At 61.4% G+C, this 11,355-nt stretch carries 7 protein-coding genes; 3 read left to right on the forward strand and 4 right to left on the reverse strand.

Features of this window, described 5'->3' with window-relative positions:
- Window positions 1–2 precede the first annotated feature (2 nt).
- The 4 genes from ABI_RS22165 to ABI_RS22180 all read right to left on the reverse strand — a co-directional run bounded on the left by ABI_RS22165 (window position 3) and on the right by ABI_RS22180 (window position 7,430).
- The gene (locus ABI_RS22165) at window positions 3–2,624 is read right to left on the reverse strand and encodes a glycosyl hydrolase 115 family protein (protein WP_006275314.1); all 2,622 of its coding nucleotides are present in this window, start codon (window positions 2,622–2,624) and stop codon (window positions 3–5) included.
- Between the two features lie 22 nt (window positions 2,625–2,646).
- Complete coding sequence (locus ABI_RS22170; protein WP_006275315.1) at window positions 2,647–4,116, reverse strand: DUF5597 domain-containing protein; 1,470 nt, start codon at window positions 4,114–4,116, stop codon at window positions 2,647–2,649.
- Between the two features lie 2 nt (window positions 4,117–4,118).
- Window positions 4,119–4,937 (reverse strand): GDSL-type esterase/lipase family protein, encoded by an 819-nt coding sequence (locus ABI_RS22175; protein ID WP_040309976.1) that lies wholly within the window; start codon window positions 4,935–4,937, stop codon window positions 4,119–4,121.
- Between the two features lie 84 nt (window positions 4,938–5,021).
- Window positions 5,022–7,430 (reverse strand): glycoside hydrolase family 3 N-terminal domain-containing protein, encoded by a 2,409-nt coding sequence (locus tag ABI_RS22180; RefSeq protein ID WP_006275317.1) that lies wholly within the window; start codon window positions 7,428–7,430, stop codon window positions 5,022–5,024.
- 172 nt (window positions 7,431–7,602) lie between these two features.
- Between ABI_RS22180 and ABI_RS22185 the strand changes: the two genes are divergently transcribed.
- From ABI_RS22185 to ABI_RS22195, 3 genes are all read left to right on the forward strand, one after another.
- Window positions 7,603–8,724 (forward strand): endo-1,4-beta-xylanase, encoded by a 1,122-nt coding sequence (locus tag ABI_RS22185; protein ID WP_040309977.1) that lies wholly within the window; start codon window positions 7,603–7,605, stop codon window positions 8,722–8,724.
- Window positions 8,725–9,069: 345 nt separating this feature from the next.
- The gene (locus tag ABI_RS22190; protein ID WP_006275320.1) at window positions 9,070–10,755 is read left to right on the forward strand and encodes a glycoside hydrolase family 43 protein; all 1,686 of its coding nucleotides are present in this window, start codon (window positions 9,070–9,072) and stop codon (window positions 10,753–10,755) included.
- A 44-nt stretch (window positions 10,756–10,799) separates the two neighbouring features.
- Window positions 10,800–11,321, forward strand: a complete 522-nt coding sequence (locus ABI_RS22195) for a carbohydrate binding domain-containing protein (RefSeq protein WP_157139079.1) — start codon at window positions 10,800–10,802, stop codon at window positions 11,319–11,321.
- The last annotated feature ends 34 nt before the right edge of the window (window positions 11,322–11,355 follow it).

Here is an 11,355-nt window from a genome sequence, read left to right on the forward strand (position 1 = left end):
CCCTACTTCTGAAAGCTCCTCACCGGTCCCAGATAGGACGGAGTCAACCCGCCCGTATCCAGCACCAGCTTTTCCAGAACGACATTACCATCGATGCGGAACACCTTGATCGTATGCGCCCCGGCAGCCAACCCCGGGAACGACGCCCTCAACACATGGATGTTGTTCTTGACGGCCTCGTTCCAGTCCGGCGCATCCGGCTTCAGATCAAAACCAAGAACCTGCACCACCCCACCGTCGATCGACACGCCGATCCGCAATCCGCCCCGCCCTTGCGTGTCCAGGGTCGGTGCCAGATAGAGATGCAACACGGCATCGGCATCCTTCAGCGTCGCCACGTCATATTCGACCCGCATCGGTGATGACGCCGTCACATCTGATGGCGGTGCGTTCTGCGGCAAGCTGATCACGGCGCCGGCGGTCCGCCCCAGATCGGGGACCAGTTCCCAATAGACATCGCCGCCGATATCGCTAAAGGCGCGGGTAAAGAACTCAGCATCGATCGAAACATAGCCGTGCTCATCGGTGTAACGGCCACCGTAATGCCGTGGCACCTCGACCACCTGGACCGCACTGTAATCGGCCACGACCGCCTGCCGTTTTGGCACGACACCGTTGACCGGCAAACGCTTCACGACCGGCATGACATCCTTGTCCGGCTGCTGCCAGTTGTCATAGCCGATGTGGGTCTGCGACATCATGTGGTTCCACTTGCCACCCAAAAGCGCGTGATAATCCGCGCTGATGGCCTTGTCGCGTTCGAAGGCCTGCTCGGCGACATCTGCCGCCGTATTTGCGCCGGCCGCATCGCCCTTGGCTACAAGAGCCTGGTTATCGGCCACGGCATTGTACAGCTCATAGACATTGGCCGCTGCCGCGATCGGATGATGCACCAACTGGAAATAGGCGGCATCATACTCCGGGCCCAACTCCGCCCGGACCTCTTTTGACGCCGCCAGCATGTCCTGCCAGTCGCGCGTCATCACCTTGAAATCCGGGTTCGCTGCAAACACGCCGGCATCCAGCAATTCCGGCTTACGCCGCGCCAGCCACTTCGACGAATCCGTCAACAGATACGAAATCGTGTACCCCAGTTCTGGCCCGAACTGCTGTTCGGCCCAGTTGACCGGATAGGCAGACAGCGCATTGACGTCCATGGCTTCCGGGTTCCAAGCCATGTCCAAAAAGAAATCGAGCGGGAACTCCATTGGCTTGAGATCACCGACATTGACGATCCACAAACGGTCGGCGCCGGACGCATAGGCCAGGTCCATCTGCTGCCAGACCTTTTCGATCTGGTTGGTGTTCAGCCACTTGTAGTTCCGCGGTCCCCCGACATAGTCGAAGTGATAATAGACACCATAACCGCCCACGCGCGGCCCCGCCCCCGCTTTGGGCAAACGCCGGATCTGGCCCCAGTTGTCATCCGCGAACAATAAGGTAACGTCCTCGGGCGCCTTCATACCGTGGTCGTAATAATCCTGAACTTCTTTGTACAAAGCCCAGACCTGCGGCGTTTCGGTCAAAGGCTTGCCCGTCACCTCGCCGATGATCTTGCGCTGGTCGGCAACAATGGTCTCCAAAAGCGCCGTCGCCGTGCCTTCGGTCATCGGCTCGTCACCATCGCCTCGCATGCCCAGGGTAATCACCTGTTCATGGCACATTGTCTTTGTGCTACCGCTGGCGCTGCTTGAGCACATGCGCCGCTCTATCCCGCCGCGCCAGAACGTGCGCAGATTCTCGGCATTGCTGCGATAGTCCCACTTGCCGGACATCAGCCCCGCGTCCTTCTGACGCTGCCACTCAACATGGGCCCGCGCCATCGGCTCATGGTGCGAGGTGCTGAGCACGACACCGTAGCGGTCGGCCATGGCCAGGCTCTTCGGGTCGTCATCGGGGAGTGACTTGCCCCACATGGCCGGCCACAAAAAGTTGCCCTTCAAACGCAAATTCAGTTCAAAAACATGGGCATAGAACTCGGCATTAATACCGCCGAACTTCTCGCGCGCCCAGTTCCCCAGCGCCGGCTCCTCGTCGTTCAGAAAGAAGCCGCGATACTTGACCACCGGGGCATCCCACCGCGCACCGGCCAGAACGGTGATGTCGGTCTGCTTCTTTACCGGCACATCGGCCCACCAGTACCACGGCGACACCCCCATTTTTTCGGAAATGTCATAAGTCCCGTACACAGCGCCGCGCGGATCCGAACCGGCGATCACCAAGGCAGCCGGCAGACCGGGCATGGGACCGGTTACAACCTGTTGAACATACCCTTCCCATATTCCAGAAATGTCTTTCAGGTCCAGCTTGCCGTCCCGAACCAGGCCGTCAATGACCGGTTGCCCGGCCTGGCCGATGATCACCACCGGTCCGCTCAAGCCGTTCAAATCATTGACGATCACCGGTTTGACGCCCGAGACTCGCTCCAGGTCGGCGGCGAAATCCTGCGCCACCTGCAACACCGGCCCGGCCGAGTTAGCATCGACATAGACGGTCGCCGGCTTACCTTCGGAAATCAGAGCAAAGCCGTCAACCTTGCTCTTGCACACCGCCACCGGACCTTCGCAGGCCAGCGCCGCCACGGGCACCAGCCAGACCACGGCCGCCAGCCAAATCGCCTTCATGGTACCTCTCCCGACTCTGTTCTTAGTTGTATTTGTAGAGCTTCAGTTTCTGGACGCCCCATCTGTCCGGCGGCAGACGCAGATGCCGCCCCTGGTGCGTCTGGTCGCCATTGAGCCACTTGCCCGGCACGAAGACACCATCGACAAACTTGCCTTCGATCACCTGCTCCATGCCGACCGGCGTGTCACTCGCGAACGTCAGGGTCACCCCAGAGCCGGCGACAACGAACTCGTCCTTGCCGGTTTGGATGATCAGCGCGCCGTGGCTATTGGGGTTCTGTTTGTCCTTGGCCGTCCACGGATCGATGAAGGCGGCCGTAAACCGGTATCCGCCCAGGTCGAACCCCTGGGGCGTCGTATCAATGACGCCGTCATAGTTGATCGGCGCACGCAGCCCGCGCATGGTCTCTTTCCCGCGCTGGGCATGGATCAGCGGCGCCAGGCTGTCGAGCAGGGCATAGGCCGAAACCAGCGGATCGCCATCGGGCAGGTTCTCGATCGAGAACGGCGAAAACCCGATCGCATCCAGCTCGCCGATGGCATAAAACGCGTTGGCCGAGGCCACAGCATCACCGGCATAATGGGCTTCGGGGATGAACAGCGGATTGTCTTTGAAGGCGTAGGGCTTCACCCGTTCGACAAAGTCCGGGAAATAGATATCCGGCGACAGCATGTCGACACTGGGCGCCACGCCCTTCCAGATGTCGAACAGGTGCGGCAGCGGTCCGGCCGAGGGATATTCTCCCGGGAGTTTGCCCGGCCGGTTCAGCGCCGCATTGACGTACATCGGCAGCTCGTACTGGGCCTTGCCGGCCTTGGCCATAGCCTCGACAAAGCGGGCATAGCTGCGCGCTTGGAAGCGTTCCTCGGTATCACGCGTGACCATGAATTGTTTCGTCGCCAGGTCGGAGTGATCGCGCGCCGACGGCAGCATGCCGATCTCGTTCTCGATCTGCACCATAATGACCGTTCCGCTCGTGTCCACCTGTTTCAGATGGGCCATGAAGGCCGAAAACGCCTTCACGTCGGCCTTCAACAAATCGTCATCGAATGGCGTCAGGATGTCCTGCGCAACGCCTTCGGCCGACCGCGCCCGGGTAAAACGCTTCTGATCCGTCTTCACCCAGGCCGGGGCGTAGGTCGACATCGAATTCTTCCACGCCCCGAACCACAGGATGACCAGCTTCATGTCGTGGGCCTTCGCCTCGGCCAGCAGAGCATCGGTCACGGTAAAGTCGAACTGCCCTTCGACCGGCTCGGTCTGGTCCCATTCGACCGGCACCAGCAAGGTGTTGAGGCCAATGGCTTTAGCCTTGTCAAACACCGGGGCCATCTGTTTCGGATCGGATACCGAGGAATTGCCGACCTCGCCGCCCAGGATCAGGAACGGCTTGCCGTCAACCATCAATCCCTTGTCGCTCAACTGAGCCGGTTGGGCCTGTACGCTGGACGCCAGCAACGCGCCCATAAGGATCAGAACCGGCAGCTTCATCACTATTTTCCTCGGCTCATGGCCTTGTCGATCGCCGCGAGGACAACCGGATTCATGGCGGCGTAGCCCGCCGCATTGGGATGCACCGAGTCCGCACCCAGAGCGGCCTTCAGCCCCCCCTGCCCGTCCCCCAGGACCGGCCAGTAGTCGGCATAAACGTGCCCGTTAGCGGCACAGAACTTTTTGATCCACGCGTTCAGGGTCTGGATTTCGGCGGAACGGTTACCCAGGGCCGGGCGCCAGGCGAAACTGGTCGCCGGGGGCACCGAACCCATGACGACACGGATGTTGTTGGCCTTCGCCATGGCCGCCATGGCGATCAGGTTGTTGGTCGTCGCCGCAAAATCATAGGGGTCCAGGTTTTCGGCGACGTCATTGGTCCCCGCCAGGATGTGGACCACGACCGGCTTCAGCGCGACGACGTCGGGCTGGAAGCGGACCACCATTTGGGCCGTTGTCTGGCCGCCGATGCCGCGTCCGATCAGGCCGTTCTGGGGGAAGATATCGTTCGCCCGCCCTGGCCAGGCATCCGTAATAGAGTCGCCCATCAGCACGGCACGACGGTTAAACGCCGGCAGTTTCAGGGCGTCGCGATTGGCCGCCTTGTAGCGGTTCAGGTTGGCCCAGTCCTGGCCAACCTTTACCAGCTCAGGGGGTGGCGGTGCGGCCGCTTCGGCCTGGTCGCGAAACGCTGCCGGGTCGGTCTTCAGCGCCGGTTCGTTGGCGGTTAGGGCTTGCGCCCCGGCCGCCCCGGCCATGCCGAAGGACGCCCCCGCCAGGAGGGCTCCACCCAGAACACCACGCCGCACCACGCTTACCATGTCAGATCCCTCAAGCCTCATGCCCAAAAGTGGCCAAGAAACGTTCTTCGGCACTTTTGGGATAAACATGAGGCGTCCTAAATGTCAGGCGACCGTCAGGGTCACCGCTTTCAGGTCGACACTATTCGGGCCGGCGGAGATCGTAAAGGTCCCTGGCTCGACAACGCGCTGCATTTCCATGTTGTAGAACTGCAATTCCCGCGGCGTCAGCACAAAGGTCACAGTCTGGCTGGCGCCGGGCTCGAGCGTAACGCGCTGGAAGCCCTTCAGTTCCTTCACCGGGCGGGTGACGGACGAGAAGTCGTCACGGACATAGAGCTGCACGACCTCGTCGCCCTTGACCGCGCCGGTGTTCTTGACCGTGACGTGGACCTGGACGCTGTCCGAGATACCGATCGAGGCCTGCGACAGCGTTGGGGTGCCGATCTCGAAGGTGGTGTAGCTGAGGCCGAAACCGAAAGGATACAACGGCTTGGTCTCGCCACCCAGATAACCGCGGCGGGCAGTGGGCTTGTGGTTATAATAGACCGGCAACTGGCCGACGCTGCGGGCGATGGTGACCGGCAGCTTGCCGCCCGGATTGGCACGACCGAACAGGATGTCGGCGGCGGCCCAGCCGGTTTCCTGGCCCATGTACCAGCCCTCGACGAGCGCATCTGCCTTTTCGGCCAGCAGGTTGACCGACAGCGGACGACCGTTCAGCAACAGCACGACGGTCGGCTTTTTCAGGGCGAAGATCGCGGCGGCCAGATCGTTCTGCTGCCCAACCAGGTCCAGCGAGTCGCGGTCACCCAGGTGGTTGTCGGCCCAGGCTTCACGCGAGGTCTGTTCGTTGTCGCCCAGTACCATGATGATGGTGTCGGCCGATTTCGCCGCCTCGACGGCCTCGGCGATCAGCTTGGCATTGACGGCCGGATCGGTGAAATTGACCTGATCCTGGCCCCAGATGCGCTGTTCGGTGATGCGCACGGCCTCGCTGTAAGCGACCGTAAAGCCCTGGGCCCTGCCCTCGGCTTCGATACCTTCCAGCACCGACACCACCTTGCGCGGAATGTCGGAATAGCCGCCGATCGGCGTGTCCTTGGCGTGGGTGCCCAGCACCAGAACCTTGCCGACCTTCTTGCCATCCAGCGGCAGGAGGCCGTTGTTCTTGAGCAGGACCACCGACTTGGTAGCGGCTTCACGGGCAAGCGCCACCGCGTCCGGCGTTGCGGTCAGCGAGTCAGCCTTCTTGGCGTCGGCATAGGGGTTTTCGAACAGCCCAGCCTGGAACTTCCATTCCACGATACGGTGGACGGCGGCATCGATCTCGCTTTCCGAAACGCGGCCGGCCTTCACCAGGTCGACCAGCTTACCATAGGTCTGGTTGTCCGGGGTTTCGATGTCGACGCCGGCCTTGATGGCGCGGTAAGCGGCTTCGGTCAGGTCGGGCACCAGCTTGTGGCGGCTGATCATTTCGTTGATGGCGAAGTAGTCGGATACCGTCATGCCCTTGAAGCCCCACTCACCGCGCAGGATGGTGGTCAGCAGCCACTTGTTGGCGTGCGACGGCACGCCGTCGATTTCGTTGTAGGACGGCATGACCGCCGCGATCTTGGTTTCCTTGACGATCTTTTCGAACGGCGGGAAGAAGTCCTCGCGCAGCACGCGTTCCGAGATCTGCGCCGGCCCGACATTGGTGCCGTTCTGCGGCTCGCCGTGGCCGGTCATGTGCTTGAGGGTGGCCAGCACCTTGTCCTTGGCCAGCGGCAGGGTGTCGCCCTGGAAGCCGATCACCGCGGCCTTACCCATCACGCCGCAGACATAGGGGTCTTCGCCGTAGGTCTCCTCGATACGGCCCCAGCGCGGATCGCGGGCAACGTCGACGACGGGGGCCAGGGCCAGATTGGCGCCGCGGGCGCGCATTTCACGGGCGCAGACGCTGAAGATCTTTTCGGCCAGGACGGGATCGAAGGACGAGGCCAGACCAATCGCCTGCGGGAAGCTGGTGGCGTCGCGGGCGACGAAACCGTGCAACGATTCCTCGTGCATGATCATCGGGATGCCGAGGCGGGTCTCTTCCATCGCCCACTTCTGGGCGGCGTTGATATAGGTGGCGGTCTCGAAGGCGTTGCGGTTGGCGACTGCGCCGTTATCGCCGGCGCCGGTGGCGACATTGACGCCTACGCGATCGGACGGACGCGCGATCATGCCCAGGCCGTGCGGATAGACCGTGGTCGCCTTGGCCGGATCAAAATCGCCCTTTTCGCTCTGAATCGCCCCTTTTTGCTGCCACACGCACAGCATCTGGGCGACCTTTTCGTCCAGCGTCATGCGGCCCATCAGGTCCTTCACGCGATCGGCCACCGGCAAGGCGGCGTCCTGGTACGGCAGGGCGTCCTTCTTGCCCTTTTTCTTCGGCGCCGCGGCGGCGGCTGTGGCCGCGCCAAGGGTAAGCGCGAAGGTCGAGGCGCCGAACAGACGGCGGGTCAGCTTGGAGCTTTGGAGCTTCATTTGATAACTTCCCTGTTTTATGCTCGGTTCTTGGGCGAACCGGTTGGTCTGACCATAAACGCGCGTTTAGCGAATTTCCAGCGCGGAATCATCACATCGGCGAGCTTGACGGTTTCTTGAATCGGTGACAGTGTTACCGCTAACAAAAGAAAATGACAACAGGGAGAATTTCATGAGTCAAAATCTCACTCGCCGGGGTGCCCTGGCCGCTGCCGGCGCGGTGGCGACTGCCACAGCCGCAAGTAGCCCCTTGGCCGCCCTCGCCGGCACCGAAACCGCACTGAAAGATCTGGCCGCCGCCAAGGGCCTGCGCTTTGGCAATGCCATTGGTATCGGCGCCTTCAAGGACCCGAAACTGAAGGCGCTGATGATCGCGGAATGCAACGTCCTGGTCATGGAAAACGAACTGAAGATGTACGTCACGCATAATAACAATGCGACCGACTACAACTTTGCTCCGGCCGATGAACTGCTGGGCTTTGCCGAAGCCAACAAGATCCCGATGCGCGGCCACAACCTGTACTGGGCACGCGACGAATTCACGCCTCAGTGGCTGAAGGCCTACGATTTCGGCGCGAAGCCCAAGGTCGAGGCCGAGCGCCTCCTGCGCGACTACATCAAGGTCGTCACCACCCGCTACGGCGACCGCATCTGTTCGTGGGATGTTGTCAACGAGACGATCGATCCGGCGACGGGCGAGGTCCGCGACAACGTCTTTACCCGGATTCTGGGGATGGACGTCTTGCGCATTGCCTTCGAAGCAGCGCGCGAAAACCTGCCGAAAACCGAGTTGGTCTATAACGACTATATGAGCTGGGAAGCCGGCAACGAAAAGCACCGCGCCGGCGTGCTGAAGATGCTGCGCTGGTTCCGCGACAAGAATATCCCGATTGACGCCCTGGGCGTCCAGTCGCACATCGGCAACGGTTTCGATCTTCTGGGCGGCCAGGTCAACCAGTGGAAGGATTGGCTCGATGCCATCGTCGCCATGGACTACGATCTGCATATCACCGAGTTCGACGTCGACGACCAGCGTATTCCGACGGGCGATATCGAACAGCGCGACGCGATCGTGGCGACGGTCGGCCGCATCTATCTCGACCAGATGCTGAGCTACAAGCAAACGAAGGACGTGATCTTCTGGGGCATGCCCGACCACTACAACTGGCTGCAGGGCTTCACCCCGCGCGAAGACAAGCTGCCGCTGCGCCCGACGCCGTTCGACTCGAACTACGAGAAAAAGCCGCTGTACTACGCCATCGCCGAGTCGTTCAAAAACGCCTCGCCGAGGTAGCGTGTCGTCGCGCCCCACTCGGAAAGGGCGGTAACATCAAACCACGGAACACACGGGTAGAGACGGAAAAAAGCGGAATTCAGGTCAATCCGCTCCACCGCGTAGCGGTATCTGATTTAAAGTGGATCCACAGATTACACAGATTGCACAGATTAAGTCGCTGAAAAATCTGTGAAATCTGTGTAATCTATGACCGACTTATCTACTTAGTTCGTCGCTGCGCGGCGGACTCAGAAGAACAAGAATTCCGTTTCTTTCCGCCTCTTTCCGTGTGTTCCGTCGTTAAATTCTACCGGCTTCGCCGATTAACCTTGCACAATAGCCGATCGTAAACAGGAGGACATCATGCGCCCTATCGTCGCCCTCACCGCCCTCGCCACCGTTCTTTTCGCCGGCCAGGCCGCCGCCCAAACCGAAGCCCGCTTTACCGACACCTGGCTGCGCGCCGACCACATGGTGGACCAGAACTACCCGATCGATGTCCCCGAAAAGCCCGGCTATTACCGCAACCCCATCCTGCCCGGCTACTCCCCCGACCCGTCGATCGATCGTGTCGGCGACGCTTACTACATGGTCAACTCGACCTTTGCCCACTTCCCGGGCATCCCGGTGTGGAAGTCCACAGACCTGGTCAACTGGACCCAGATCGGCAATGCCATTGACCGGCCGGGCCAGCTCGACTTCTCGGGTCTAGGCGTCTCGCGCGGCGTCTTCGCCCCGGCTATCTCGCACCACGACGGCACCTTCTACATCGTCAACACCTGCGTCGACTGCAAAGGCCAGTTCGTCATCACCGCGAAGGATCCGGCGGGCCCCTGGTCCGATCCCACCTGGCTGCCGTTTGGCGGCATCGATCCCTCCCTGTTCTTCGACAAGGACGGCCGGGCCTATATCACCTGGAACGACGGCCCCATCGGCGGCTCGACCTATGACGGCCACCGCGCCATCTGGATGCAGGAATTCGACCCGAAAACCCTGACCATAGCGGGCGAGAAAAAGCAGATCGTCAACGGCGGCGCCGACTTCTCGCAAAAGCCGATCTGGATCGAAGGCCCGCACATCTATCACATCAACGACTGGTACTACCTGATGCCGGCCGAAGGCGGCACTGCCGAAGGTCACTCCCAGGTCGTCTTCCGCTCGAAAAACGTCTGGGGTCCTTATGAACCCTGGGAAAAGAACCCGATCCTGACCCAGCGCGACCTGCCGCGCGATCGTGCCAACCCGATCACCTCGGCGGGCCACGCCGACCTGATCCAGACGCCGGCCGGCGAATGGTACGCCATCTTCCTGGCCGTGCGCCCCTATGGCGACGACCTTTACAACACCGGCCGTGAGACCTTCCTGTTGCCGGTCAAATGGGTCGACGGCTGGCCGGTCATCCTTGATCGCGGCAAGCCCATCCCCTATTCCGAAAAGCGGCCCAAGGGCCTGGGCGACGCGCCGCAGGCTAACCCCTACCACCACAATGTCCGCGGCTACGATCCGATGAAGTGGCTGTCGATCCGCGGCGCCTCCGACGGCTTCCTGACGGTCAGCGACGGCGGCAAGGTCATGACGGTCAAGGCCCTGAGCCAGCCGATTGGCGACGTCAATGCCAAGCCGGCCTTTGTCGGCCTGCGCCAGCCCAGCAACTTCACGGCCATGGACACCAAGGTCGAGTTCTCGCCCAATGAAGGCGACCGCGCCGGGCTGATGATGGTGCAGTCTGACGACGCCTGGGTGTTCTGCGGCGTGACTAAGCGCAACGGTGTCAGCGAAATCGCCCTGATCCAGCGCGCAAGCAAGGACGATCCACGCGACGGCGTGGTGCTGAACGCCCAAACCGTCGACGCGAAAGACGGCGTCCACGTCACCCTGGGCGTCCGCCGCGAGAAGCTGTACTGCATGTACAACCCCGCCGCTGACCACATGACGACCGACATGAAGCGCCTCGCCTGGGATGCAGATGCCACAGTGCTGAGCACACGTAAGGCCGGAGGCTTCGTCGGCACCCTTATTGGTCCCTACGCCTATAGCCAAAAGCCGTAACCGGATGTAGCCTCCCTGAAAACAACAAGATCAGGGAGCTTAATATGAACCGTCGCGATATCCTCATGGGAGCCATGTGCGCCCTCGCCTTTACCGCTGTGCCGGCTTTTGCCGAGGACAAGCTGATCAACGACCCGAGTTCCGGCTGGCAGGTCTACGGCCAGCAGACCAACAAGCGGGTCAAGGACGCGGCCGTCCAGGGCGGTTACGCCATCGAGATCAAAATACCGGCCAAGGGCGCCAATCCGTGGGATTCGGCGGCGCAGACTGACGTCAGCGGCGATATCAAAAAGGGTGACAAAATCCTGGCGGCGGTCTGGCTGAAGGCCAAGACCGAGGACGGTGCCCCAGCCCATCTCAACATGCGCTTGCAGATCAATTCCGCCCCCTACACCTCCCTGACCGAAAGCACACAGACGGTCGGCGCCGACTGGCAGCTTTATTCGATCGAGACCGTGGCCACGCAGGATTACAACAAGAAGACGGTTGTGCTGGCGGTTCACTTGGGCGGCGCCAAGCAGACCGTCTATATGGGCCCGGCCTTCGTCCTGATCCCGGGGGAATGATACCAGGCAACGATGATGCTGACTCATCATTGCC

The organism is Asticcacaulis biprosthecium C19, assembly GCF_000204015.1.
In the GTDB taxonomy this organism is placed as follows: Bacteria; Pseudomonadota; Alphaproteobacteria; order Caulobacterales; family Caulobacteraceae; genus Asticcacaulis; species Asticcacaulis biprosthecius.

What these genes read in the sequence shown, in the direction of transcription:
- ABI_RS22165 (WP_006275314.1), bottom strand. Translation starts at nt 2,624, where the DNA reads ATGAAGGCGATTTGGCTGGCGGCCGTGGTCTGGCTGGTGCCCGTGGCG.
- ABI_RS22170 (WP_006275315.1), bottom strand. Translation starts at nt 4,116, where the DNA reads ATGAAGCTGCCGGTTCTGATCCTTATGGGCGCGTTGCTGGCGTCCAGC.
- ABI_RS22175 (WP_040309976.1), bottom strand. Translation starts at nt 4,937, where the DNA reads ATGGTAAGCGTGGTGCGGCGTGGTGTTCTGGGTGGAGCCCTCCTGGCG.
- ABI_RS22180 (WP_006275317.1), bottom strand. Translation starts at nt 7,430, where the DNA reads ATGAAGCTCCAAAGCTCCAAGCTGACCCGCCGTCTGTTCGGCGCCTCG.
- ABI_RS22185 (WP_040309977.1), top strand. Translation starts at nt 7,603, where the DNA reads ATGAGTCAAAATCTCACTCGCCGGGGTGCCCTGGCCGCTGCCGGCGCG.
- ABI_RS22190 (WP_006275320.1), top strand. Translation starts at nt 9,070, where the DNA reads ATGCGCCCTATCGTCGCCCTCACCGCCCTCGCCACCGTTCTTTTCGCC.
- ABI_RS22195 (WP_157139079.1), top strand. Translation starts at nt 10,800, where the DNA reads ATGAACCGTCGCGATATCCTCATGGGAGCCATGTGCGCCCTCGCCTTT.